This is a genomic window from Pseudoalteromonas sp. PA2MD11, from assembly GCF_017808125.1.
Taxonomy (GTDB): Bacteria; Pseudomonadota; Gammaproteobacteria; order Enterobacterales; family Alteromonadaceae; genus Pseudoalteromonas; species Pseudoalteromonas simplex.
In genome coordinates, this window is record NZ_JADKNF010000006.1 from 1 (window position 1) to 25,939 (window position 25,939).

A 25,939-nucleotide genomic window follows, 5' to 3' on the forward strand; every position below is an offset into this window, starting at 1 on the left:
GTGCCAGAATTCCCCTTTTTAATAGAGTCGGGCTATTCAGAATCGTGCGGTCACAGTAGTTGTGGTATTGAATTTGGTTATAAATATTTTAAAGCAGCCTATGCCAATGAGCCAATTACCTTTCCGCGGGAGCGGTTAGACTTATTGCAAGCTAATGCCTATGCATCGATTGAGTTTACTGTGACGCATCCTAATTATCACCAGGGCGTGTTTCCACGAGGTTTTGCGCCTACCGATGCTGATGACCCCATTTATGTAACGTTTATTGTTAAGCCGTTTGCTGAACAAATGAATAAAGTAGCTGGCTGGGCGACTGGTTATAAACAAGACATGCAAAAATTCACACCAGATAGCAGAGAATTTAAAGAAGCAGACATGATGTATCGCCAAGAGCGTTTTAATTTAGGACAGATGATTAAAAGGCACATTACGGTGATCAAAACTTTTTACTTGCCCCATTTTTCAGAAAGCATGCAACAACGTGTGATTGAAAAGTATCAATCTATTTTTAAAGCGTGGTATTACGGCGTACCTGAAACAGATTGTTGGGATATGGTTGACTGCAGAAAGCAAATTTTAAAACCAAGGAAGGCCGAGTATGAAGGGTTATAAGCGCAAGGTGGTGCAATTTTATTGTGTATTACTGGCCTGTTTGTTTACAACAAGTTGCACTACAGTACTCGATAAGGCGCATGGGTATCGCGGGCCCATCGTTGTGACAATTAAAACAGAAGATGGCTCAGTGCCAGAATTCCCCTTTTTAATAGAGTCGGGCTATTCAGAATCGTGCGGTCACAGTAGTTGTGGTATTGAATTTGGATATAAATATTTTAAAACGGCCTATGCGAATGAGCCAATTACCTTTCCACGAGAGCGGTTAGACTTATTGCAACCTAATGCCTACGCATCCATAGAGTTTACTGTGACCCACCCGAATTATCACCAAGGCGGATTTCCACGAGGTTTTGCGCCTACCGATGCTGATGACCCCATTTATGTTACGTTTACTGTTAAGCCGTTTGCTGAACAAATGAACAAAGTGGCTGGCTGGGCGGAAGGCCCTAAACAAGACATGCAAAAATTCGCACCAGATAGCAGAGAGTTTAAAAAAGCAGATATTAGGTATCGCCAAGCACGTTTTAATTTAGGACAGATGATTGCAAGGCATATTACGGTGATCAAAACTTTTTACTTGCCTCATTTTTCAGAAAGCATGCAACAACGTGTGATTGAAAAGTATCAACCTATTTTTAAAGCGTGGTATTACGGCGTACCTGAAACAGATTGTTGGAATATGGTTAAATGCAGAAAGCAAATTTTAAAACCAAGGAAGGCAGAGTATGAAGGGTTATAAGCGCAAGGTGGTGCAATTTTATTGCGTGTTACTGGCCTGTTTTTTTACCACAGGTTGTGATTTTTTATTTGATGAAGCGCATGGTTATCGCGGACCCATCGTTGTGACAATTAAAACAGAAGATGGCTCAGTGCCAGAATTCCCCTTTTTAATAGAGTCGGGCTATTCAGAATCGTGCGGTCACAGTAGTTGTGGTATTGAATTTGGTTATAAATATTTTAAAGCAGCCTATGCCAATGAGCCAATTACCTTTCCACGAGAGCGGTTAGACTTATTGCAAGCTAATGCCTACGCATCCATAGAGTTTACTGTGACCCACCCGAATTATCACCAAGGCAGATTTCCACGTGGTTTTGCGCCTACCGATGCTGATGATCCCATTTATGTTACGTTTACTGTTAAGCCGTTTGCTGAACAAATGAACAAAGTGGCTGGCTGGGCGGAAGGCCCTAAACAAGATATGCAAAAATTCGCACCAGATAGCAGAGAGTTTAAAAAAGCAGATATTAGGTATCGCCAAGCGCGTTTTAATTTAGGACAGATGATTGCAAGGCATATTACGGTGATCAAAACTTTTTACTTGCCTCATTTTTCAGAAAGCATGCAACAACGCGTGATTGAAAAGTATCAACCTATTTTTAAAGCGTGGTATTACGGCGTACCTGAAACAGATTGTTGGGATATGGTTGACTGCAGAGAGCAAATTTTAGAACCAAGGAAGGCTGAGTATGAAGGGTTGTAAGCGCAAGGTGGTGTTTTTTGGAGTGGCAATCGTATTTTTAAACTTGCTTAATAAGAAGCCTGTACCAACTAAGATACAGGCTTTATTTGCATGTTAGGCGTTAAAGCTTAACCAGCATTTTTCCTTTATTTTTACCTTCGAACAGACCAAGAAATGCATCAACGGCATTTTCAATACCGTGGTAAACTGTTTCTTCAGATTTAATTTTACCTGCGCTGATCCACTCACTCATTTGCTCAACAAACTCAGAGAATTGAGAAAAATAATCAATCACGATAAAGCCTTGCATAGTGAGCTTTTTCGAGTTGATATAAAACAGGTTGCTCGGTCCAGACTGTGCTGTGTCGTTATTGTAACCCGAAATCATGCCACATACTGGAATACGGCCGTAATCGTTCATTACATTGAGTGCAGCTTCAAGGTGATCACCACCTACGTTTTCGAAGTACACATCAATGCCTTGTGGTGCCGCTTGTTCAAGAGCTTCAGTTAGGTTTGTTACCGTTTTATAGTTAATTACTGCATCAACACCTAACGCTTCAACCATCTGCGCTTTTTCGTCAGAGCCAACCGACGCAATCACTTTACAGCCTTTGAGCTTGGCAATTTGGCACACTACACTACCTACAGCGCCTGACGCAGCTGAAACAAACACGGTATCGGTTTCTTTTAGGCTAATCACTTTTGTTAAACCTGCCCATGCGGTTAACCCCGTCATGCCTATGGTGCTTAAAAACAATTGATCAGGAACTGGTAGACTTGGTAAAAGGGTTAAGTCGCTACCATCACTTATATGCATGGTTCGCCAGCCATTAATGTGGCTCACTTTACTACCAATTGGAAAGTCACTATTACATGATTCAATTACTTCACCGATTACCCCAGACTCCATCACTTCGTTTAAGTTAAAAGGCGCGATATACGATTTACGATCGATCATGCGTGGGCGCATGTAGGGATCGACTGACATCCAGGTATTTTTAATTAACACTTCGCCGTCGTTCAAATCAGGAAGCGCTACTTCAACCTGTGCAAAGTTTGCCTGTGTTGGCATACCTGCTGGGCGAGAAACTAAATGAATTTGTTGACTTGTAACCATATAAACCTCGAATCTGCTTGATTGGAATTAATAAATTGTACAAACTATTTGTGCGCAAACTATTTGCGATCAATTTAATGATCTTTACACTAAAAAGCAATAGATCGTCGCAAAATAATTTGCGCGCAAACTAAATTAAGGCAATAATACGGCTGTATTCTATTTTAGGGTTTTAGTATGAGTAAAAATTTATCAGATAATGTGTGTTTCACTTTATACAGTGCAACAAATGCGTTGATCAGAGCGTTTCGACCAATCCTTGAAGCTTATGACTTAACCTATCCACAATATATTGTGATGCATTCGCTTTGGTATAAAAATCAAGTGAGTTTAAAAGAACTTTCTCATGATACGCACCTCGATTCAGGCACTTTAACACCGATAGTTAAACGCCTAGAAGCGAAAGCATTATTGACACGCAAGGTGTCGAATGAAGATGAGCGTAAAAAAGTAATCTCGTTAACTGAACAGGGCATGCAACTTAAAATCGATGCTGAAGAATTAACGGCTAAGTTAATGGCGCGCTCAAACATGAGTCTAGAGCGAATAGAGTTACTCCGTGAATTAACCCTTGAGCTGCACACTGATCTTACAAAAACGGACCTTAGCAAAGGTTGATTTTTCAAAAAGCTAATCTTCTACTAAACACACTAAAGTGCCTTCAATCGCGCGAACATACGCATAATGCTGGGCGTCTTTTTTAGTGGGCGGGCACAATGGCTCAGCACCAGCAAGTACAGCTTTATCGTAACTTTCGACTAAATTATGGCAGCTGAATCTTAGCTCAAAACCAAGAGCAGGTTGCTTAGGATGGGCGCGAATATACCCTTGCTTGAAATATGCTTGCGCATGCGGGTGGGTTGCAAAGGCAAGTTTTACAGCCCCTGTAACAAGTTCACCGTACTCAGCATCGTCACTGATATGATTGGTATTAAAACCAAATGCTTGATAGTAAAAGTCGAGTACTTCTTCTACGTTATCGACGTAAATAACCTGACTTAAAAAGTCCATTTATGCTGCTCTATTTATTATTCGTTTATTAAATAAAGCATAGTTTCAGCAATAAAAAAACCTTGTAAGTCATACTTACAAGGTTTATTTAATACTTAAAGCTTAGTCGAAGAAGCTACGACTTGTTGCGGTTTTCTTTCGCAAATGCACGAATCTTACGTTTTTGCGATAAAGTCACTTTATTTGTGCGGCCAGCGTATGGGTTGTCGCCTTCTCTAAATTCAATTTTGATTGGCGTACCCATAATGCCTAATGCTTTACGGTAGTAGTTCATTAGGTAGCGCTTGTAGCTATCTGGTAAGTCATGAACTTGGTTACCGTGGATCACGATACGTGGCGGGTTATAGCCACCTGCGTGAGCATATTTAAGTTTTACACGACGACCGCGAACAAGTGGCGGTTGGTGATCGGCTTGCGCCATATCCATGATACGACGCAGCATCGCTGTGCTGATACGCTTAGTCGCAGACTCGTATGCTTCGTCTACTGACTCAAATAAGTGACCAACACCTGTGCCATGTAAAGCAGAGATAAAGTGTAAACGTGCGAAATCGATGAAACCTAAACGACGGTCAAGCTCTGACTTAATACGTTCTTTAACGTAATCATCAAGGCCGTCCCATTTGTTAACAGCAACAACCAATGAACGACCTGCGTTTAAGGCAAAACCTAGTAAACTTAAATCTTGATCAGAAATACCTTCGCGCGCATCAACCACTAGTAATACGACGTTAGCGTCTTCAATTGCTTTAAGGGTTTTGATCACAGAGAATTTTTCTACAACATCGCTTACTTTCTTACGCTTACGAACACCTGCGGTATCAATAAGAATGTACTCTTTGTCGTTACGTGTCATCGGAATATAGATAGAATCACGGGTTGTACCCGGCATATCGTAAACGATTACACGTTCTTCGCCTAAGATACGGTTGGTAAGTGTTGACTTACCAACGTTAGGGCGACCGATAATAGCAAGTTTTACAGGCTTATCTGCAAAGGCTTGCTGGTTGTCTTCGCCTTCTTCATCTTCGCTGTAAAGATCAACCAATTCGTCATCACTTTCTTCAAGCTCTTCAGCTTCGCCTGCAAGTTCGGCAATGACTGGCTGTAAAGTTGTTTCAAGTAGCTGCGTGATACCACGGCCGTGAGCCGCTGCAATGTGATGTACGTCGCCTAAGCTTAACTGGTAGAACTCAGCACAATATGAGTCTGCATCAATACCATCGACTTTGTTTGCCACAACAAAACATTTCTTCTGTTGTTTACGAAGGTGATTCGCAATTGCTTGGTCAGCGGCGGTCATACCTGCGCGGGCATCAACTAAAAATAACACGATATCGGCTTCTTCAATTGCCAGAAGCGATTGCTCAGCCATTTCAGTTTCGATACCTTGCTCAGAACCGTCAATACCACCCGTGTCTACCACGATAAATTCATAGCCATCGTAATCAGCTTGGCCATATTTTCTATCTCGTGTTAAGCCTGGAAAGTCGGCTACGAGGGCGTCACGAGTACGTGTTAAACGGTTAAATAATGTGGATTTGCCCACATTGGGTCGCCCAACAAGAGCGATCACGGGAAGCATAAACTACCTCTTAAAAAAACAACAAAAGGCTTCGCCAAGCGAAGCCTTAGAAAAATAACGTTTACTATTAGTAAGTTAGTTTGGAATTTTAACCGCGCTAACTTCACCATCTCGGGTGTATAAAATTAATTTGTCACCGGCAACAACAGGCTCAATAAAGAAACCTGAGCTGTCAAAGTCTTCGCGCGATACAAGCTCGCCCGTTTCTTTGTCTAACCAGTGTAGGTTACCTTCTTGGTCACCTAGTGCTAAATATTTACCAGCCACAGTCGGGCCTGTTAAGTACCAGCCGCGCAGTGCTGGTTGGCTCCAGCGCTCAATACCTGATGTTTTATCTAGACCGTAAATAACACCATCGCTATCAACAACATAGATAGACTGGCTATCCATCGATAAATCACGGTAGCTGCTATATTCACGTTTCCAAACAACATTACCTGAACGAATATCAACGGCTGCTAAGTTACCATTATAAGCGATTGCATAGGCGTATGGGCCGCTAATTAATGCTTGTGTATCTACATCAACTAAACGTTCAAACTCAGATGCACCCTTTGGAGAGGCAATTTCAGCACTCCATGCAGAGTAGCCGTTTTCTGAAATTAATACGCTCAGTTTACCTGTTTCAAGACCTAGTAATACACCGCCGTTTGCCACAGTTGGTGAACTTTGACCACGTAATGTCAGTGGTGGTACTTCTTGTTCGAAGCGCCAACGTTCTTCACCTGTATCTGGGTGCACTGCTAATAATTTACCAGAGCCTAGGTTTACAAAGATTAAGCCGTCGCCTGCAGCAGGTTTAGCAAGTACTTCGCCAGGCATCGTTTTACGCCAAACAATTTCACCTGTTTCACGGTCTAGCGCGGTTAAGTAACCATGCTCAGAACCAACAAAAATTTTGCCGTAAGCTTGTAATATACCACCCGATAACTTTGCACTTTCTGTGGTTTCCCAAGGCCAAAAGGCAGGGTTTTCACGCACATCGGTTTGCCATAGCGTATCGCCATTTTCAAGCGATAAGGCTTCAACTTCACCTTCGCGGTTTGCTACATACACAACATCGTTATGAATAGCAGGCGTTAAGCGCGAGAAATAATGCTGAACACCGTCACCAATTGATTCTTGCCATACTACGTCTGTCTCAAACTGATTAACAATTTCAGGCAGTACCAGTTCTTCTTCGTCATCACTTGACGAACACCCAGTTAGGGTTGCGATACACAGAGCAAGTGTTGCCGCTGTTAACTTCTTCATCTTAACCCCTTACGCCGCTGGGCTAGTTTGTGCTAAGTCATCAAGTTTAATTTGTAATAACGGGTTGTTTTCAAGGCCGCCATTATCCGCAGCAGCTTGGTATTGGCTGCGTGCTTGGTCTTTGTCGCCTTGTGCAGCATAAACATCGCCTTTTAATTCAGCGACTGCAGCAGTAAATGATGCTGGAAGCTGGGCATTTAGCGTTGTTAGCGCTTGCTCATATTGCTTTTGCGCAAGGTGAACACGAGCAAGGCGGGTTGTTGCCGTTGCTTTAAGCTCAGGGTTTTGCTCGTTGGTGATGATCCAGTTCAGCTTTTCGCTTGCTGCATCAAGGTCATTCTTGTCAACGGCTTCTTTCGCCGCTACAAATGCTGTTAGCGTGCTGTAGCTTGACTCGCTATTTTCTTTAATAAACGTATCCGCTTTTTCTAGCACGGCACCGCTTTCAACAAGTTGTGTAAAAGAGTCAGATGCTTTCTCAGCCGTGGTGATTTGGTTTTGGTTATAAGCTTTCCAACCATATAAACCACCTAAACCAGCAACAATACCAATCGCAAGTGCTAAACCATTTTCACGGAAAAAGCGTTTGATCGCTTCTTCTTGTTGTTCTTCTGTTGAATAAATTTCCATGCTTACCTCTGTTGCTAGCTGGGCTTAAATAAGCTCAGCTAGTAGCGTTTTCGCTTCTTCTAGTTTTAAGGTGACTTGTTCTTTACGCTCACGTAAGTACTTAATTGTCACAACGCCTTGTTCTAATTCATCTTCGCCGATAATAACTGCGACTAGCGCATCGCTTTTATCTGCGCGTTTTAATTGCTTTTTAAAGTTGCCACCGCCTGCGTGCACCATAACACGAAGACCTGCAACATCTTTACGTAACTGAGCGGCAATGATAGGCGCTTGAATGCTGGCTTTATCGCCCATGGCTGCCAAATATACATCAGCACTACGGCGGATGTCACCTACACTTTCTAGTGCTTGAAGTAATAACACTAAACGCTCAAGACCCATTGCAAAACCTACCGCTGGTGTTGCTTTACCGCCAAGTTGTTCAACTAGGCCATCGTAACGACCACCGGCACAAACGGTTCCTTGTGCGCCTAGGCTATCGGTTACCCACTCAAAAACGGTGCGGTTGTAATAGTCAAGGCCACGTACAAGCTTTTCATTTACCGTGTATTCGACGCCAGCAGCGTCTAAACGTTCACATAAATTTTCAAAATGTTCTTTTGATTCAGCATCTAAGTGCTCAGATAGTTTAGGCGCATCAGTTAAAATGGCTTGTACATCAGGGTTTTTGCTATCTAACACACGTAAAGGATTAGTGTGCATACGACGCTTAGAGTCTTCATCAAGTACATCGACGTGTTGCTCTAAGTAAGCAACAAGTGCATCTCGATAGTCTGCACGCGCTTCATTTGAACCCAATGAATTAAGCTCCAGACGAACGTGTTCATTGATACCAAACTCTTTCCATAATTGGGCTGTCAGCAAAATAACTTCTGCATCAATATCAGCAGTGGCAATGCCGAATGTTTCTAAACCAAATTGGTGGAATTGACGGTAACGGCCTTTTTGTGGACGCTCGTGACGGAACATAGGGCCCATGTACCATAAACGTTGTTCTTGGTTATACAGTAAACCGTTTTGATTACCTGCACGCACACACACTGCGGTACCTTCAGGGCGAAGAGTTAAGTTATCGCCATTACGGTCAGCAAAGGTGTACATTTCTTTTTCGACGATATCGGTTACTTCACCGATAGAGCGTTTGAATAGGTCGGTTGATTCAACAATTGGAAAACGAATTTCTTGATAACCAAACGATGAAACTGTTTCACGTAAAATGTCTTCTACTTTCTGCCAAATTTGCGTATCGCCTGGCAGACAATCGTTCATACCACGAACTGCCTGAATTTGTTTTGCCACTGATAAATCCTAAATACTGTACTTGCGCTGAAAAAATCGCGCCTCAAGAAAAACTAAAAAATTGACCCGCTATTATACCGTTTGGGCTCTAAAGGTAAACGGCAAACCCAAGGGTTTGCCGAGTATATGCGAATTATTCAACGATTTTGATGTCGATTGGCGTTTCTTTCTCTTTTTTAGCGATAAAGTCGCGCACATAGCCTTCAAGTTGGTCGACAATGTTATCGTTATCGATACGTGCTTTTTGACGCTCACCATTGATGTATAAGCCAGAGCGACGGTTCGCACCAGCAAGGCCGATATCACTAATCAGCGCTTCACCAGGGCCATTTACCACACAACCAATCACTGACACTGACATAGGCTCAACTACGTCTTCAAGGCGCTCTTCAAGTTGGTTCATGGTGCTTACCACATCAAACTCTTGGCGTGAGCAGCTCGGGCAGGCAATAAAGTTAATGCCGCGCGAGCGAATGCGTAGTGATTTTAAAATATCAAAACCCACTTTGATCTCTTGTACCGGATCGGCAGCAAGTGATACGCGTAATGTGTCACCTATGCCTTCGGCAAGTAGCATACCTAAGCCAACAGCTGATTTAACTGAACCTGAGCGCATACCACCCGCTTCGGTAATGCCTAAATGCAGTGGCTGGTCGATTTCTTTCGCAAGTAAACGATATGCACCGACCGCTAAAAATACATCTGACGCTTTAACGGATACTTTAAATTGGTCAAAGTCAAAACGTTGTAAGATCTCAACATGGCGCATAGCTGATTCAAGTAAAGCTTCTGGTGTTGGTTCACCGTATTTTTCTTGTAAGTCGCGCTCTAATGAACCGCCATTAACACCAATACGAATCGGAATGTTATGCTCACGGGCTGAGTCTACAACGGCACGAATACGCTCTTCGCTACCAATGTTACCTGGGTTAATACGCAAACAATCAGCACCATACTGAGCCACTTTTAATGCTATACGGTAATCAAAGTGAATATCTGTTACCAGCGGGATAGTGACTTGTTCTTTAATGCTTTTAAATGCTTCAGCTGCTTCCATGGTTGGTACAGACACACGCACAATGTCGGCGCCGGCATCTTGAATAGCTTGAATTTGTGCAACCGTTGCATCGATATCTAGGGTGTTGGTGTTAGTCATCGACTGAACGGCAATTGGCGCACCATCACCAATTGGCACGTTACCTACGTTAATACGGGTCGATTTTCTGCGTTTAATAGGAGATTCTGAAAACATTGCGATTACTCTGATAACGGTAAAGTAAATTTAGCTAAGCGATTTTTGGCAAAATGTGAGGTATCGACGGCTTGACCTTGAAAAGTAATATCGACTACTTGGTGTTTGCCGAGCACCACACTAAACGGCTGTGGGCCGGTTACTGTCATAACGTAACCTGCTTTCTTAACACCAAAAGCAATACGATCGCCGTTGCCATCGTGAATTTCTACCCAGCTATCTTCATTGAAGTGCATCACCACTTCGCTGTGCTCAGGATCAGCTTTTTTGGTTTGCGGCTGAGCAGTTAATTGGCTTTGTGATGCAGCCTGATTTGCTACTTCATTGTTAGTTGTTGGCACAGTTTCTTGTGGCTCAATAACTTCTTTGTCTTCTGTAGGCAATTGAACTGTTTCTTCAACTGGCGCTTCGTCTGCCAATTTAGTGGTTAGCTCATTACTTTCAAGCTGACTTGGCATCGCCGTTGTTACCGGCTCTTCGATACTTTGATTACTATTTTGCCACCACCAAACGACCGATGAGCCTATAATGACAGCTAAAATAAAATAACTGAATAGCATTAAACGGCTATCGTTTGCTTCTTTTTCGGTGCGACGAGAGAAGCTCTGCATATTAGATTTTTTAGCTGGTTCAACATGCTCAGGTAACAATTCAAGCATGGCTTGGCTATCTATTTGTAGCTCACGACAATAGCTTCTGATATAACCTTTTACGAAGGTTGCAGGGCCTAGTAATTCATGTTCGTCGTTTTCTAATCGTTGTAATTGTAAAACTGATAATTTTAATGCACCAGCAAGCTGCTCAAGGCTCATTCCTGCTTCTTCGCGGCGTTTTTTTAGCGCCTGGCCGAGCGTTTCTTGTGGTTGTTCTAAATTGTTTTCTTCATTCATAATGCGTATGAGTCTGGATCTACCAATAAAAGTCTATGCCCAGGCTTAAGGGCAACATCTGGGCTCAATTTGTTCCAGCGCATTAATTGATCGATTAATACGCTATGCTGCGTGGCAATGTCGTACAAAGTATCACCAGCATTAATGTCGTGATAAATATTCGGATCATTTAAATAGATGCGGGTACCGTTTTGTACGCGATCCGATTCTTTTAAGCCATTCCACAGCAAAATCTTCTGTAGTTTAACATTGTATCGCACTGAAATGCTAAATAGGTTTTCACCATTTTCAATAATATGGTAAGGGATATTCAGCGCAGGTACACGTGGGTTGAGCATGGGTAATTGTATTTGTTCAGAAGTCACTGAGTACGAGGTTTGACTCGTTTGGCTTGCATAGTTGGATTCTTCGCCAAAGACATTTTCATCTTTTTCAGGCTGATAAAATATCACTGTGCTTTCATTTTTGCTGACAGCTTTTGCAGAAGTCGAAGTTTGTTGCTTAATTTCAGGAGATGTGGGTGCCCCAAAAGAAACAATAGTGACTTCATCGTTAGCTGCTTTAGGTGTTGATATACTTTTCTTTTGTTCTGGTGTTTTTACCGCAAGCGCATTAACAACAGCTTCAGTATCGACAGGCTTAGTTGCCGTTGATGCTATTTTTTTTGACGATTCAGTCTTAAAACCCGAAGCTTCGGGCTGAATCTTTGCTTGCTCTACAACTAGGGCTGGCATGTTTGCAACATATTGGGTTGATTCGACAGTTTCTTGTTCATTAATTGCAGGCACTTCTGACTTTTGCTGATTCGTAGCATATACTTCTTTTGCATTAGAAGTTTGTACATCTGTCTTATCTACAATTACTGTTTCATTCGCCTTTGTTGGGGCTTTTCTTTTTACGATTCGGATCTTTGGTTGGTCTTTGCTAACCGATGAATTATCGCTTGAAATCTGGAGCTCTTCGAGTTGAGCTTGACGATATTTTTCTCGTAATATTTCAAACTCTGAACGTTTAACCTGCCCAGAAGTAATGGCTTTAGCTTCGTTTGAGCCGGGGTAAGTTTGTAAAATGATACCTGCAGTTGCTTCGGCTTTTTCTATGTGTCCCATACGTTGCTGGATAAGATAGCTGAGCATAAGTGCACGAGGTGTTACGCGGCCTGTTGATTCATATTTTTCAATAATATCTTCAGCTTTATGTAGATCGCTTTTTGCGTAATACAAACCAGCCAAGCTTATCATTGAAGAAGGGCGCTGCGAGCTGTGATTAAGTGCTGATTTTAGGTATTTTTCCGCATTTTCGAAGTCATCAAATTCAATCGCACATAAAGCTAAGTTTTCGTAACTTTCAGCTACACGAATATAGCTAGGAATTGAAATCGCTTTAAGAAGCTCTTCTGCAGCGCGGTCATACTCACCAATGCCACACAAAAATACACCATAATTGTTTAAGGTGTTTGGATCATTAGGGGCAATTTTTAATGCGCGCTGATAGGCTTTATCGGCAAGTTCTGGTTCATCAACCTGTTGATAGTAATAAGCTAAAGAGTAATGAACTTCAGGGAGGTCAGGTGCAAAATCTGCGGCGCGTTCTAAATTATATTTTGCTTGTGAGTTATTGCCTGTTTTTAAGTACTGTAACGCAAGGGCGATACGGGTACGGGCAGCACCGGTATTGTTAACTTGTTTTTCAACAACGGGTCTGTCGCTACCTTCGTAGCTGTTTTCTGTAACACACCCTGTTAATGCAAATGCACTAACAGTAATGGCAAGTATAGAACGCATTACCTAATCTCTTCTTTGATTCCGTATGCCTATCTTACCGAAAAGCCTTTGTGTTGCATCTATTATTTTAAAAATAACGAGTTTGCCACAAAGGCTTAACTTCAAAAGTTACGCTTATGCTTGGTGAATGTTTACCGCAATTGCGTTATCTTCGCGCATTTTCTTTTTCGCTAAACGTTTAGTACGGTCAACGACATCACCCACTAATTGACCACAAGCTGCATCAATATCATCACCACGAGTACGGCGAACGATACAGGTAATACCTGCTGCTTGTAATACTTTAGAGAAGCGGTCGATACGGCTGTTACTCGAACGGCCATATTCATTACCCGGGAATGGATTAAACGGGATCAGGTTCACTTTTGAAGGTGTACCTTTAAGTGTTTTAACCAATTCGTGGGCTTGATCGGTACTGTCGTTCACACCTTGTAGCATAACGTATTCGATAGTCACATCTTTGTTTGCTTTAGAACCATCGATATATCGACGACATGCGGCTAAAAACTCTTCAATTGGGTACTTTTTATTAATTGGTACTAGTACATCTCGCAGCTCATTGTTTGGCGCATGCAGTGAAATAGCCAATGCTACGTCAATCTTCTCTTTTAATAGATCAAGCGCAGGAACCACACCTGAGGTACTTAATGTAACGCGACGTTTTGATAAACCAAAACCCCAATCGTCCATCATAAGCTCCATTGCTGGTACGACGTTTTTAAGGTTAAGTAATGGCTCACCCATACCCATCATTACAACGTTAGTTACAGGGCGTTTAGTGCTGTCGCCGTCTAAACCAATATCTTTCGCGACACGCCAAACTTGGCCGATGATCTCAGATACCGCTAAGTTACGGTTAAAGCCTTGTTGTGCCGTAGAGCAGAAGGTACATTCAAGGGCACAACCTACCTGTGATGAAACACATAAAGTTGCGCGGTCTTTTTCTGGGATCCAAACAGCTTCTACTTCTTGGCCACCTTGTAGCATCAGGGCGTATTTAATAGTGCCATCAGTCGCTACTTGTTTAACAGAGATCTCGGGAGCAACAATTTCACATTCAGCTTTTAGCTTTTCTTTAAGCTTTTTGTTGACGTTTGTCATGTCGTCAAAATTGTCTACGCCAAAATGATAAATCCATTTCATCACCTGATCGCCACGGAATGGCTTTTCACCGAATGATACAAAAAGCTCACGCATTGCATCTCGGTTTAAATCTAATAAATTAATCTTTTTTTCAGTGGTCATGAAACAACCTCAATCAGTGACGGTGGTAAGTAGTTTGGGTGCGCGATTGTACATTATTTAATCGACTTAGTCATTAGCTAAACAGATTTACAATGGGCTTAGCTAATGACTAAAAAAGGGCCCGAAAGCCCTTTTTCTTCTGCATCACAGACTTAGCTGTGAACTCGAAATTAACGAGTACGTGGGCAGATTTCTTCGTCAGCGAAGAAGTATGCGATTTCACGTGCAGCTGATTCAACAGCGTCAGAACCGTGAACAGCATTTTCGTCGATGCTGTCTGCGTAGTCAGCACGTAAAGTACCCGCTAGTGCTTCAGCAGGGTTAGTAGCACCCATGATTTCACGGTTTTTAAGTACTGCGTTCTCACCTTCAAGAACAGTAACCATTACTGGACCAGATGTCATGAACTCAACTAAAGCACCGAAGAAAGGACGCTCGCTGTGCTCAGCGTAGAAACCTTCAGCTTTTTCTTTTGAAAGGTGAACCATTTTAGCTGCAACGATTTTAAGACCCGCAGTTTCGAAACGGTTGTAGATAGCACCGATGTGGTTTTTAGCAACTGCATCAGGTTTTACGATTGAAAAAGTACGCTCTAAAGCCATCTTTATGCTCCAATAATTTTAAATTTAAAAGGTTAAATATTAACGGGCGCGAATTATACGCGCTTTACGTGAAAATTCCTAATTTAATTAAATAGTCATTTGATGGCATTTTCATGAATCTAAAAATGTTCAGCAAAACGAGTATAAAATGCGAACACCTTTTACAGTTAAGCACTTGTTTCCACAATGAACTCAGCGTGGTTACGAGTATACATAGCGTGTGTGATATCACAGAAGTGTTTGTTAATGATTTTGATTATTACAGTGATGGCAACTATGCCTGTGTAGAGGACTTCGCAAGCGTATTACCCATTACAGCCCCTATATTTATTGAACTAAACCTAACCAAGCTCCTGAAGTTGGAAGTAGTCATATTTTTTAAATCGCTATTCGTTTTGCAAACGGCAAAACCTTTGCGCTTGAAACTGAAGAAGTGCTGTTGTTGTAGTTTTTGTAATCAAAAAATCACATTTAGCATATAATATAACTACATAATTATTAAAGAATATATGTTGTAGCTTTTTGGGCTGTTAACATTAGCAATTCCAAACCAATTACCCTGGATAGTTAATTGAGTTTGATCTAAAAAGGTGGCCATAGGATTGGTCACCTTTTTTCTTTTTATAGGCTCACAGCTGGTTTGCTAAGTTTCTATCAAGCATGATCTAGATCAATAAAATTACTGGGCAGGTTATTATACTGCCGCGCTTCAATATCGTATTAATTCATGCAACCGACTTGTACTCGGTTCGATGTGTGGAGCTTTCATGTCGTCACCTATTTTGACCCCTCGTCCTTTTACGCCTGAGTTGTTATCACCTGCGGGTAGTTTAAAGAATATGCGTTATGCCTTTGCCTATGGTGCAGATGCCGTTTACGCTGGCCAACCTCGTTACAGTCTTCGTGTTCGTAATAATGAGTTTGACCTAGATAACCTGCAAATCGGTATTAACGAAGCGCATGCGCAAAATAAAAAATTGTATGTGGTGTCGAACATTGCTCCTCACAATGCCAAGGTAAAATCGTACTTACGCGACATTGAGCCAGTTATTGAGATGCAGCCAGATGCGCTGATCATGTCTGATCCTGGGCTTATCATGTTAGTGCGTGAAAAATGGCCAGATATGCCTATTCACTTATCTGTGCAGGCCAATGCGGTGAACTATGCCACAGTGAACTTTTGGGCTCAGCAGGGTATTGAACGAGTCATTTTATCGCGCGAATTATCCCTTGAAGAAATCGCTGAAATTCGTGAGCTATGCCCAAATACAGAACTAGAAGTGTTTGTTCACGGTGCACTTTGCATGGCGTACTCTGGCCGTTGCTTGTTATCGGGTTATATTAATAAACGCGATCCAAACCAAGGTACGTGCACTAATGCATGTCGTTGGAACTACGATGTGAAACCGGGCACCGAAAATGAAACCGGCGAAATGGTACATAAAATTGACCCTAAAGCGGTGATCCCAACACTTGGTGATGGTGCTCCAAGTAACGAAGTGTTTATGCTTGAAGAGCAAGGGCGCCCAGGTGAATATATGCCTGCATTTGAAGACGAGCATGGCACTTACATAATGAACTCAAAAGATTTACGTGCAGTTCAATATGTTGATCAACTAACGAAAATGGGCGTGCATAGTTTAAAAATTGAAGGCCGTACCAAGTCTTTCTACTATGTTGCTCGTACTGCACAAGTGTATCGTAAAGCCATTGATGATGCCGTTGCTGGCCGTCCATTTGACGCAAACTTATTTAAAACCCTCGAAAACTTAGCGCACCGAGGCTATACCGAAGGGTTTTTAAAACGCCATGCACATCAAGACTATCAAAACTATGAGTATGGTCATTCGGTGTCAGATAAACAGCAGTTTGTGGGTGAAGTATTAGGCCGCAACGATAATGGCTTAGTTGAAATTGATGTGAAGAATAAGTTCTGTACTGGTCATTCACTTGAGCTTATGACGCCAAAAGGGAATATTAACTTCAAGCTAGATTTTATGGAAAACAAAAAAGGCGAAGCCATTAGCGATGCAAAAGGTTCGGGCCATATTGTTAAAATCCCTCTGCCAGAAGATATCGATTTAGAGCACGCAATCTTGATGCGGAATCTCGATGCCGACCAAGATACCCGTAACCCATTTAATAAAGCTTAATAGAAGATGCGCTAAGTCATACTTAGCGCATTTATCTTTATAACTGTTGTTGCCTTAGCCAGTTAATAAGGCCTATTTTTTAAATTGACTGGCGAGCTCTGCAAGCGACACTTCAGCAAAACGTTTAAATAACAGTGCTTCTGCATCATCCATTGCGTTTTGCAGGGCGCTGTTAACTGCATGTTCGATAGGGCAGTTGCTGTGCTCATCGGTTAGACCAATTACAAACAGGTTCTTTTCGCCAAGCGCTTGGTGAATATCAAATAAGGTGATGTCAGTTAAGGGAGTGGCCAGTAGCCAGCCGCCATTGTGACCTTTAATTGCCGATACATAACCCGCTTGGCGCAGTAACGCCATTGTACGACGCACAACCACAGGGTTGGTCATTAACATGTTTGCTAATGTCTCTGATGTGACAGGGGGGTTGTAGCTGTCTAAATGGATCAGCACATGCAAAACCCGTGATAATCGGCTGTCTTTTCTCATCTTAAATCGTCAATATGCGTTTTTTGCAGTGTATCACGAACTGCTTAATATTGACCGTTTGAATTACCAAACTAACGCTCACTAAACCAATTCCAAACCAGCCAATTTGCTGAAATTGCTCATTTAAAATCACAATAGCCAGTACCGTGGCGATAATCGGCTCAAGTAAAGTAATGAGCACGGCTTGGCTAGCCGCGATGGTTTTTAAGCCAATACTAAATAGCCAATAACCTAAAAACATCGGCACTATAGCCATGTAAAGCGCCACGCTGGTATTGGTAACCGTGGCAAAAAGCGTATCTCCAGTGATCAATAACGAAGGCAAGAGTACACATGCAGCGCCGCCAAATAAGCTTGCCATGGTCGCTCTTGAATGAACGCCGTTGCTAATTAAACGTTTGGCTGTCCATGAATAACCCGCATAGGTAAGCCCTGCAATTAAGCCAAGTAAAATGCCGATGTTTTGGCTAAACAGCCCCGTAGCGGCAAGGTTATGCTCTTTACCTGACGCGATTAAGCCTATGCCAATCGCACCAAAGCAAAAGCTGACTAGCCAGCGAGTTGCAATGGGCTTTTTCTCAATTAAGTATTCCAATAAGACGGTGAATAAAGGGGCGCTGGCAATCGAAACAACGGTGCCTATTGCCACACCAGCGCTATTCATCGAGGTATAAAATGCCAGCGGATAAATAGCCACACAAGCTGAGCCAAGTAGGGTTAGGCGGTAGTGCTTACGCAGTGTACTAGCATTGTTTATTAGCTGAGTTAGTGAGGTTAGGCAAAGTAATACGCCGCCAAATCCCATTGCAAACGCACCTATTGCAAAAGGGCTTATGTCTGGTGCAAAGCTTGCGGCCGTGCCTGTTGTGCCCCAAAACACACTGGCAACTAAAACGGCCATGGTCGCGATGGTATGGTTCATTGATGATTCGCTTTAAATTTAAGATATCAAAAGCATAATCAAAATTGATGCAAGGTTTTTGACAAAAAGGACGGTTTTGTTGGCGTTTAAAACTAAAGTTATTTTTTGAACTTGCTTGGTGATAAGCCAAAGTACTTTGAAAAACTACGGCTAAAAGATGAAAGCTCATTGTAACCAACTAGCTCACTAATACGCTGCAACGGGTAGTCGGTATGACTGAGTAAGGCTTGGGCTTTTTCCATTCGCTGTTTAGTTACATAGTTCATGACAGTCAATCCGGTTTGTTGCTTAAACAGTAGTTTAAATTGCGTTGGGCTTAAACAGGCAATGCTGGGAAGGTGTTTGATTTGAAGAGGAGTGCTTAAGTGACTGTCAATATAAAGCAGTGACTCGCTAATACGGCTGTCGACCTTAGGCTGCATAATTTGCTCAGCTAACAGCAAATTGAAGGTGTTAAACATGGCAAGTTCTAATTCACGATTAACCGCTTGCTCAAGTTGCTTTGCCACAAACTGCAAAAATGCCCAAAGTGATTGATTAATAGCAAACACGCAGCGCTCAGCAGTGGCCAGGTTATCAGGTAGCTTTGGCATATCGGCCACCACAAATCGAGCTTCTGGCATTGCGGTAAACAGGTGTGATTGCGAGGCTTTGACAACCACGCATTCACCGGGGGCGACTTTACCTTGAAAATCACCGACACTAATGGCAATCACACCTTTTAAGGGCAGTACAAGTTGATTATAGTCATGGCTATGACTAACAGGCTTAGTACTGTAAGAGCGGATAGATAGATTGCCTTGCATAATTTTGTGATAACCGTTTGCTTAATAAGGCTATTATGCCTGTTTGCGAGGGATGATCAATTTTAGGCAAGTAATGGTGTCAGCACATGCTCGTAGGCAATCATTAACGCGACATAAACCAACAAAATAGCCATCAGTTTATTAAACACATAAAAAACACCCGGCCGTGATACTTGTTTGCCAAGCACTAAGCCTGCTAACGAGTAACTTGTAGGCGCACCAAAGGCAAAGATGGCTAAAATAAAAGACCAAAATACGATTGCAGCGCCAGTAATATCGGCGCTTGGGAATTGAATACTCTTCGTGAGCATGTTTTGCATAGGTAAAATCACTCATAGTTGCAGTCAACATCGAGATGCTCTGATGCTGTTCGTTGTTAATGTACTTAAAGTGATTGTCTTTGCTCACAGGTGCTCCTGAAGGTTGTGCGCTTCGTTATTATTCCTACGCCAATATAGCGAAGCTGGCAACCTAAAAACTTGAACAAAATTGCTGATATTGAATGGAAGAGATTTATTTTTGCCTAAATAAAATCAAGTAGTGTCGATTCTTTTCTTAACTTTTCAATGGCTTATAAAAATTGCAGTCAGAATTTTCTTATATTTTATTTAAGTGTGAATGTTTTTATCCCTTCCTGAGGTCTTTTAAACAAGCAGTAAAGAGGGGTTTAAATGAATTTACGTACATCAAATAATTTAGTGATTGCACTTATCACCATCAGTTTTTCGTTATTGGGTTTGTCTTTTATTTTGGGGGCAAACCCCAATGCTATTGGCAGTATATTTTCGTTTTATGGTTTAGAGACTCAGGTACCTGATCATCTCATGAGTATGATTGCAGGCTTTGCACTTTGTTTTGTAGGTATTGCCAGCCTTCATTCTCATTTCGGATTTATTAATAGGGCGCTTCCCACCGTGACAGCTCTTATTATTGCACTTACCTGTTTACTTACATTGTTCAGTGCAAATCGTTGGCTTGCAAGTGAAGGGGGTTTTCCAGTAATTGGTTCGGGGCAGGGTATTATTAAGTATTTTGCTGTTATTCCTTTATTTTTATTTGTGTTTTACAAAGATGTTTTGAGTGATAAAGCGCATGTTGCTTTGAATTATGCATCGGTGGCATTAGTGTTGGTTTGGATTGGCGCAATGAAGTTTTTTGCTTTTGAAGCAAATGCGATTGTTAGCCTTGTTGAGTCTTCACCGTTTATGTCTTGGTTGTATATTGTTTTTAGCGTGCAAGGGGCATCAAATGCGATTGGCATATTTGATATTTTGAGTGTGGCGCTGTTAGGTGTTGGCTTGTATATCAGAAATGCGAAACTTATTTTACTTGCTGGACTAGCCTGTTGCTCGGTATTTATCATGACACAAACATTTTTAATTACCGCACCTAATGCGCTTAGCAGCGTTACAGTGTTTGAGCGATTAGGTCAGTTTGTAATTAAAGATCTGTGGTTTATAGCGAATTTAGTGATTATTTATCATTTAGCTGTATTCAACAATACACCTAAAGAAACAGCAGAATAAAATAAAAAGGCCTCAGAAGAGGCCTTTTAAATGATAACTAAACAACTACAACGGCTTTTTGCTTTTGAACTTTAGAAAACTCAAGTGCATCATTGAGATTGTTAAATTCAAAGTCAGTGGGTTCTTCAACATTTAAAGTACCCGACGCAATGTCATTAAGGAGCTTTTCGCCATCACTTACAAGACGTTGCCATTGCTGTGTATCACCATAATCGTGTAATTCACCAAGGGCAATTTCATGATAAGAAATAGTGCGCGTGAATGGTTCATCGACTGGGGTTTCAATGCGTCCTAAAATACTGATCACATGACCATTTGCCTGTAGAAGTGGCACTAACTTTTTAGCTTCTTCAGGGCCATTAGCATCAAAGAGTGCAAAGTAGCCACCTTCAGATGGTGCGTCGCGTAATACTAACTTAACGCCAAGCTTTTCGGCTTGCTCAGTCGTTAGGCTTTTTGATAAAGCATGTACTTCAAAGCCACTGTGATTCAGCATTTGTGTCAGCAGTTTATTAACAGCTCCCATGCCGGTTACTAATACTTTTTCGTCTTTGCGTAATGGTATTTTGCTAAAAGCTTGCCATGCAGTAAGCAGTGGGCAAGGTAATGCAGCAGCAACATTGACAGCTAACCCTTTTGGCACCTGCATAACACGGTCTGCATAAAGTACTGTGTGTTTAGCAAAGCTGCCGTTTTCACTCAAGCTATGATGATAAGCGACTGTTTTACCTATTAGTTTGGTATCGACGCCATCGCCTACCTGCTCAACAACCCCAGCACCGTCTACGCCAGGTGTATGTGTATCTGCCCAATTTATAGGGTCAGCTTGAATAAACTTCCAATCAACTGGATTAATACCAACCGCTAGGTTTCGGACCAAAATTTGCCCTGCTTTAAGTGCTGGTACAGCTTTCAATCCCAAAGCGAGTGCTTTATCAGCACCTTGAAACTGCCAAGCATGAGTTGTCTTTACTTCATCATGATCCCAGTCAGGAGCAAAATCCGGGTTTGCTTGCCTGTCGCCGCAACTAAGGGCATCAATTTGATTGATCTCGTCTTGGCTTAAGCTAAGCGAAAGGGCTTTTAAGTTGGTAGCCATATTTTCGCGTTTGGTAGATGACGGTATCGTCACCATGTCATGCGCTAACTCCCAAGCAATGACTACTTCAGCGGTGCTCACTTGGTGTTTGTCTGCAATCGCTTTGATGGTTGGATCTTTAAGTACTTTACCTACCGCAAATGGCATATAGCCGGTAACGAGAATGTCGTTTTGGGCACAAAAATCACGTACCTTTTGATTGGTTAGGTAGGGGTGAACTTCAACTTGATTGGTAAATAATGCGCCTTTTGGCAAAATACTTAAGGCTTCTTCCATTTGTGCAATGGTAAAGTTTGAAACACCAATTTCTTTCGTTAAACCAAGCTCTTTTGCTGATTGTAATTCACTCAAATACTCATGCATGCTTTCGCCATTGGCTGGGCTTGGCCAATGAATAAGCAGTAAGTCGACGTAATCTAGTTGTAGTTTAGTCAGGCTCTCTTTTACGCTGTTAATAAAGTCCGTTTTATTTAACTTATCATTCCATACTTTGGTGGTGATAAATAACTCATCACGTGCAACACCACTGTCTTTAATCGCTCGGCCAACAGCTTCTTCGTTACCGTAAATTTGCGCAGTGTCGATGTGTCTAAAGCCCTCTTCAATAGCTGTTAGCACACTTTGATATGCAACTTCGTCTTGTAATCTAAATGTACCAAAACCCAGTTTTGGCAGAATTGATTGTGACATCATAACTCCTTAATTATGGAACTTGGGCAAAACATGTTCGCCGATGTGCTTTAATGCCCATTCGATGGGTAATTCGTTACGTCTAAAGTGCAGGCCAATGTGATTCACACCGGCATTTTTCATTGCCTTTAGTTTTGAGATGAGTCCGTTAACGCTTGTTTCAACCCCTAAAGAGGGGCGATTGAATAGCGATATTATTGCTAGGAAAGTCTTTGCGAAAAACAGCAAGGATAACAAAACACCTTTGTCGTTTTTGCAAAGGTGTTTTAATCGTTATGAATTAGCTTCTTCTTTTGAAAGGGTAAAGTATGCGCGAGTGACTGGGTAGGCAATTTGTGAAATCAGTGCAGTGCCCCAAAGTAAGTTGCCAATGAGCGAAGGCACATGGGGTAAAATGGGAATGGTAACTAAAGCAAGTATGACGCCAAACATTCTTACTTTGGCTGTAGCAAAACGATGGGCTACGCGATGTTCGATCATTAGCTGGATCCACAATAAGCTTAATAAGTAGCCTGCTAACCCTACACAACCAATGACACCATATTTTAGGGGGTACGGCTGCCAGAACCCGGCTTTCACTTCGCCGGCGAGTGCAACGCCAACCATAACTGCACATAGCATTAAAAATAGGTGAGCTAACCACCAACTTACGAGTGTCCATTTGTGTTGATTTTTAGGTTTTCCATTGCCAACAAAATCAAAGTAAATCCAGCATTGCACAAATACTGCAATACCGCCAAACATAAAGTTAGCCAGTACAGAGGGGTCGACTTTATAAATTCCTTTTTCTGATAAAGTAATCACCAATTTAAAGAAACCTTCGCCTACGACAATGAGCAGTAAAAGGGCAAAGCGCTCAGACATATGCCCAAGGCGTGGTAAAAAGCGTTTATTTTCAAGTACACCAATTTTTGGAGCCATATATAAAACTTGGATAGCGGCAATCGCAGCGCCAAACACCCAATAACGATAGGGGGCAGGCATAAATGCTGTGGTAGCAAAAATGATAGCAAGAGCAAAGTAATTACGGCTCACACTGCGTGCTAACTTTGTTGATTCGACCCCCAATTGATTGGTGCGATGAAATAAATAAGCCGTGATAAGGCGGTTTGCGGCATAGGCTAATGCAAAATATGTCCAGCCTTTATCAAGTACATGAGGGATCGAGGCTGCCATAACCATGGCGGTGACAATTTGGCAGGCCATGATCAGTCGATGTTTTACATCGGTACTGACATAGAGTGAGTTAAAAACGCTGGAGTCTGCCCATGCGAACCATACGGTGATGAACAAACCTGCAAAAGCAAGAAAACCACTTAAATGTAAGTGGTCGCTTAAAAAATTACCTAGCAAAAAAATGATTACCACATGGATAAGGTCATAAAATAATTCAACCCAATGAACATGGTCATGTGAACTTTTTAAATCTAGGTGATGCTTAGGTAAGCGCCACATTGGGTGGTTTTCTAATGCCATAATTGATCCTACCTATTTGCTCTCAACAATAATTGCAGTGATGGTGGTTTCACCCTCATTTTTGACTTGATGAGTCCATGCGTCATGCCACATCACATAGCCATTAGGGATCTCAATTGTTGTTTGTGACTCTTTAGTACTGATGGTCGCTTTACCACCTGTCTCAAAATAGACTGTTTCAGCATTATGCTTATGCCAATTATCTTGCTCACCTGGTGCTAAAGTCATACGTAAAACAAGTACTTCACTGTTATCTAGCAATACTTCATAGTGATTGGGTGAAGCAATATGTGCATGGGGAAGTTGTGCTGAAAAAGCATGTTGTGAGCACATAATTGTGCTCACCAAGCCAATCAGCAAAGCTGTCATTTTGTTCATGGCTACACTCTACTTGTGCATACCGCGAATTGGGTAATTATTTTTTGGGTCGCGTATCCAGTTAAGCCCGCTTACCAAAGTTGCTAAATCAGGTCTTACAAAAGGATTATTAGAATAATCAACCACATGTACTTTACCTTGCTCGTTAACCACAAACAGTGCAGGCTCTGCGAAAGGGTGATCTGTTTCTTGCGGTGAACGGGGATCAGATATGTAAGTACCTAATGTTTGCATTTGCTCTGTAGTCAAACCGTAAGCAAGTGGAAATGACACAGATAACTGCTCTAAGTGCGCTTCTAACTGCTCTTTGCTATCGCCTGAAACAGCAATTACATCAACACCCGTTTCTAATAGCGCCGCTTTGTACTGCTCGAGGCTGTTTAAATAGCGAGTACATAAAGGGCAATGCTTACCACGATAAACAACAACAAGCTGCCAGCTTGCACCGTGTTGAGGTTGACCAAGAACAGTCTCTTCACCATTCAAAAGTGCAGCACTAATACTAGGAAATGCACTGCCCGGATGGAGTTTATTGCTATAAACAGATTCGTTACTCATGAGTGTTCCTTAAAAGTTGTCGTTTAAGTGTTTTTCAAAGCGCGCAAAGTCGCTGTCGATGTCTGCATTTTTCATCACGTCATAACAGGCGAAAGTTGGCATCGCTTGCATACCGAAAAACTTAAAGTTCATATGCATTGGGAAAACAAGGTCATCAACACTTTTACCTTCAAAAAAGTCAGCGGCATCTGCAAATGATTCTGCAGGCGCATTTAAAGTCAGCGACATCATATATTGAGTGTTAGTCAAGGTGCCGCCTTTACCGTAATTGGCTTTTGGATTGTCTTGATGACGACCATCACCATGGCAAAGCGCTCCCCCCATGCCCGCTGTGTACACTTCATCCATGTATTTTTTGAATGACCATGTCATGCCCATCCAATTAATAGGTGATTGCAAAAAGACGATATCTGCCCATTGATGGTTCTCAAGTTCAGTTTCTACATCAAATTCGTCTTGTGTATTAACCACGCGTGTTTGATAGCCTTTTGCTTTAAAAAAAGCGTCGGCTTTTTCGATTAAAGCAGCATTTAACTTACCTTCAGAAAAAGGGTAATAGTGATGTGCGTTAAGAATTAATACGTTTTTCATAGTTGAGTATCCGTTTGCTAATTACTTTATCGTGTTCAAAATACATTCCGTGGTATATAATAGTAACCTAGATTATTAAATCAACCAGTAACCTTTTTGTAACTAGTCTGAAAAATGCGAGGATGTTTTGGAAAGTTCAGTAGAAACAGATAGTAAGGGTAGAAAAAAAGTTTTAAATGCTTGCATGGAGCCGTGTGCAATTGAAAAAGGCATGCGTTTGATTGGCGGTAAATGGACGGGATCTATTATCTATCATTTAAAAGATGGCCCAGTTCGTTTTAATGATTTAACGCGTATGCTGGGTGGTGCAAGCAAAAAGATGATAGACCAACGTCTAAAAGAGCTTGAAAGTAGAGCGATGATCACCCGTCATGTTATTAGCACCCGCCCGATAGCGGTGACCTATGAGCTAACTGACTTTGGCCGTTCAGCACTGCATATACTCGATGAGTTACGAGTTTGGTCTGAATCAAATGAGATTTAACGCCAGCGCTATGCACTGGCGTT

General features: G+C 41.9%; 27 protein-coding genes and 1 pseudogene. 7 read left to right on the forward strand and 21 right to left on the reverse strand.

Features of this window, described 5'->3' with window-relative positions; genetic code table 11:
- From ISP07_RS08745 to ISP07_RS08755, 3 genes are all read left to right on the forward strand, one after another.
- A partial coding sequence (locus tag ISP07_RS08745) for a hypothetical protein (protein WP_209327395.1) occupies window positions 1-612 on the forward strand: 612 nt, incomplete at its 5' end.
- Window positions 599-1,354: a hypothetical protein gene (locus ISP07_RS08750; protein ID WP_209327396.1), complete on the forward strand. Its 756-nt coding sequence runs from the start codon at window positions 599-601 to the stop codon at window positions 1,352-1,354. The genes ISP07_RS08745 and ISP07_RS08750, both read left to right, overlap by 14 nt.
- Window positions 1,341-2,096, forward strand: coding sequence for a hypothetical protein (locus ISP07_RS08755; protein WP_209327397.1), 756 nt, complete (start codon window positions 1,341-1,343; stop codon window positions 2,094-2,096). The genes ISP07_RS08750 and ISP07_RS08755 overlap by 14 nt, the downstream gene beginning before the upstream one ends.
- Before the next feature lie 100 nt (window positions 2,097-2,196).
- Here ISP07_RS08755 and ISP07_RS08760 read toward each other — a convergent pair whose 3' ends face one another.
- Window positions 2,197-3,195 (reverse strand): NADP-dependent oxidoreductase, encoded by a 999-nt coding sequence (locus ISP07_RS08760; protein ID WP_209327398.1) that lies wholly within the window; start codon window positions 3,193-3,195, stop codon window positions 2,197-2,199.
- A gap of 177 nt (window positions 3,196-3,372) precedes the next feature.
- Between ISP07_RS08760 and ISP07_RS08765 the strand changes: the two genes are divergently transcribed.
- Window positions 3,373-3,813, forward strand: coding sequence for a MarR family winged helix-turn-helix transcriptional regulator (locus ISP07_RS08765; protein ID WP_209327399.1), 441 nt, complete (start codon window positions 3,373-3,375; stop codon window positions 3,811-3,813).
- Window positions 3,814-3,825: 12 nt separating this feature from the next.
- Here ISP07_RS08765 and ISP07_RS08770 read toward each other — a convergent pair whose 3' ends face one another.
- The 10 genes from ISP07_RS08770 to ndk form a co-directional block, all read right to left on the reverse strand.
- On the reverse strand, window positions 3,826-4,206 hold the full coding sequence (locus tag ISP07_RS08770; protein ID WP_187489350.1) for a VOC family protein: 381 nt from the start codon (window positions 4,204-4,206) through the stop codon (window positions 3,826-3,828).
- Between the two features lie 115 nt (window positions 4,207-4,321).
- Window positions 4,322-5,791, reverse strand: a complete 1,470-nt coding sequence (gene der, locus ISP07_RS08775; RefSeq protein WP_054553521.1) for a ribosome biogenesis GTPase Der — start codon at window positions 5,789-5,791, stop codon at window positions 4,322-4,324.
- Between the two features lie 75 nt (window positions 5,792-5,866).
- The gene (bamB, locus tag ISP07_RS08780; RefSeq protein WP_138601964.1) at window positions 5,867-7,045 is read right to left on the reverse strand and encodes an outer membrane protein assembly factor BamB; all 1,179 of its coding nucleotides are present in this window, start codon (window positions 7,043-7,045) and stop codon (window positions 5,867-5,869) included.
- Window positions 7,046-7,054: 9 nt separating this feature from the next.
- Window positions 7,055-7,675 carry a YfgM family protein gene (locus ISP07_RS08785; RefSeq protein WP_209327400.1) on the reverse strand — a complete coding sequence of 207 codons (621 nt, stop codon included), beginning with the start codon at window positions 7,673-7,675 and terminating at the stop codon, window positions 7,055-7,057.
- Window positions 7,676-7,699: 24 nt separating this feature from the next.
- Window positions 7,700-8,974 carry a histidine--tRNA ligase gene (gene hisS / locus ISP07_RS08790; protein ID WP_055022058.1) on the reverse strand — a complete coding sequence of 425 codons (1,275 nt, stop codon included), beginning with the start codon at window positions 8,972-8,974 and terminating at the stop codon, window positions 7,700-7,702.
- Window positions 8,975-9,107: 133 nt separating this feature from the next.
- Window positions 9,108-10,226 (reverse strand): flavodoxin-dependent (E)-4-hydroxy-3-methylbut-2-enyl-diphosphate synthase, encoded by a 1,119-nt coding sequence (gene ispG, locus ISP07_RS08795; RefSeq protein WP_209327401.1) that lies wholly within the window; start codon window positions 10,224-10,226, stop codon window positions 9,108-9,110.
- A gap of 5 nt (window positions 10,227-10,231) precedes the next feature.
- Window positions 10,232-11,116: a RodZ domain-containing protein gene (locus ISP07_RS08800; protein WP_209327402.1), complete on the reverse strand. Its 885-nt coding sequence runs from the start codon at window positions 11,114-11,116 to the stop codon at window positions 10,232-10,234.
- Window positions 11,113-12,900, reverse strand: a complete 1,788-nt coding sequence (gene pilW / locus ISP07_RS08805; protein WP_209327403.1) for a type IV pilus biogenesis/stability protein PilW — start codon at window positions 12,898-12,900, stop codon at window positions 11,113-11,115. The genes ISP07_RS08800 and pilW overlap by 4 nt, the downstream gene beginning before the upstream one ends.
- Window positions 12,901-13,014: 114 nt before the next feature.
- The gene (locus ISP07_RS08810; RefSeq protein WP_054553528.1) at window positions 13,015-14,145 is read right to left on the reverse strand and encodes a bifunctional tRNA (adenosine(37)-C2)-methyltransferase TrmG/ribosomal RNA large subunit methyltransferase RlmN; all 1,131 of its coding nucleotides are present in this window, start codon (window positions 14,143-14,145) and stop codon (window positions 13,015-13,017) included.
- A gap of 170 nt (window positions 14,146-14,315) precedes the next feature.
- The gene (gene ndk, locus ISP07_RS08815) at window positions 14,316-14,747 is read right to left on the reverse strand and encodes a nucleoside-diphosphate kinase (protein WP_036972405.1); all 432 of its coding nucleotides are present in this window, start codon (window positions 14,745-14,747) and stop codon (window positions 14,316-14,318) included.
- Window positions 14,748-15,514: 767 nt separating this feature from the next.
- Between ndk and yegQ the strand changes: the two genes are divergently transcribed.
- Complete coding sequence (yegQ, locus tag ISP07_RS08820; RefSeq protein WP_054553530.1) at window positions 15,515-16,900, forward strand: tRNA 5-hydroxyuridine modification protein YegQ; 1,386 nt, start codon at window positions 15,515-15,517, stop codon at window positions 16,898-16,900.
- 72 nt (window positions 16,901-16,972) lie between these two features.
- On the opposite strand, the gene ISP07_RS08825 is transcribed toward yegQ, so the two are convergent.
- The 4 genes from ISP07_RS08825 to ISP07_RS08840 all read right to left on the reverse strand — a co-directional run bounded on the left by ISP07_RS08825 (window position 16,973) and on the right by ISP07_RS08840 (window position 19,434).
- Window positions 16,973-17,386, reverse strand: a complete 414-nt coding sequence (locus ISP07_RS08825; protein WP_209327404.1) for an Rrf2 family transcriptional regulator — start codon at window positions 17,384-17,386, stop codon at window positions 16,973-16,975.
- 1 nt (window position 17,387) lies between these two features.
- On the reverse strand, window positions 17,388-18,308 hold the full coding sequence (locus ISP07_RS08830; RefSeq protein WP_228290565.1) for a DMT family transporter: 921 nt from the start codon (window positions 18,306-18,308) through the stop codon (window positions 17,388-17,390).
- A 98-nt stretch (window positions 18,309-18,406) separates the two neighbouring features.
- A complete protein-coding gene (locus ISP07_RS08835; RefSeq protein WP_209327405.1) occupies window positions 18,407-19,114 on the reverse strand; it encodes a helix-turn-helix domain-containing protein in 708 nt (235 codons plus the stop codon).
- A 62-nt stretch (window positions 19,115-19,176) separates the two neighbouring features.
- Complete coding sequence (locus ISP07_RS08840) at window positions 19,177-19,434, reverse strand: hypothetical protein (protein ID WP_209327406.1); 258 nt, start codon at window positions 19,432-19,434, stop codon at window positions 19,177-19,179.
- Between the two features lie 351 nt (window positions 19,435-19,785).
- Here ISP07_RS08840 and ISP07_RS08845 point away from each other — a divergent pair, with 351 nt between their 5' ends.
- Window positions 19,786-20,640 carry a DUF417 family protein gene (locus tag ISP07_RS08845; RefSeq protein ID WP_209327407.1) on the forward strand — a complete coding sequence of 285 codons (855 nt, stop codon included), beginning with the start codon at window positions 19,786-19,788 and terminating at the stop codon, window positions 20,638-20,640.
- Window positions 20,641-20,677: 37 nt separating this feature from the next.
- Here the strand turns inward: ISP07_RS08845 and ISP07_RS08850 are convergent, their stop codons facing one another.
- From ISP07_RS08850 to ISP07_RS08870, 6 genes and pseudogenes are all read right to left on the reverse strand, one after another.
- A complete protein-coding gene (locus ISP07_RS08850; RefSeq protein WP_228290576.1) occupies window positions 20,678-21,562 on the reverse strand; it encodes an alcohol dehydrogenase catalytic domain-containing protein in 885 nt (294 codons plus the stop codon).
- 60 nt (window positions 21,563-21,622) lie between these two features.
- A pseudogene (gene dkgB / locus ISP07_RS20530) lies at window positions 21,623-22,429 on the reverse strand (2,5-didehydrogluconate reductase DkgB); the annotation flags it as partial.
- 273 nt (window positions 22,430-22,702) lie between these two features.
- Entirely contained in the window at window positions 22,703-23,905 is a 1,203-nt protein-coding gene (locus ISP07_RS08855) for a low temperature requirement protein A (protein WP_209327408.1), read from the reverse strand.
- 12 nt (window positions 23,906-23,917) lie between these two features.
- On the reverse strand, window positions 23,918-24,283 hold the full coding sequence (locus ISP07_RS08860) for a hypothetical protein (RefSeq protein WP_228290566.1): 366 nt from the start codon (window positions 24,281-24,283) through the stop codon (window positions 23,918-23,920).
- Between the two features lie 9 nt (window positions 24,284-24,292).
- Window positions 24,293-24,841 (reverse strand): redoxin domain-containing protein, encoded by a 549-nt coding sequence (locus ISP07_RS08865; protein WP_209327409.1) that lies wholly within the window; start codon window positions 24,839-24,841, stop codon window positions 24,293-24,295.
- A gap of 9 nt (window positions 24,842-24,850) precedes the next feature.
- Complete coding sequence (locus ISP07_RS08870) at window positions 24,851-25,432, reverse strand: NAD(P)H-dependent oxidoreductase (protein WP_209327410.1); 582 nt, start codon at window positions 25,430-25,432, stop codon at window positions 24,851-24,853.
- A gap of 127 nt (window positions 25,433-25,559) precedes the next feature.
- Between ISP07_RS08870 and ISP07_RS08875 the strand changes: the two genes are divergently transcribed.
- Window positions 25,560-25,916, forward strand: a complete 357-nt coding sequence (locus tag ISP07_RS08875; protein WP_054553546.1) for a winged helix-turn-helix transcriptional regulator — start codon at window positions 25,560-25,562, stop codon at window positions 25,914-25,916.
- Window positions 25,917-25,939: the final 23 nt, after the last annotated feature.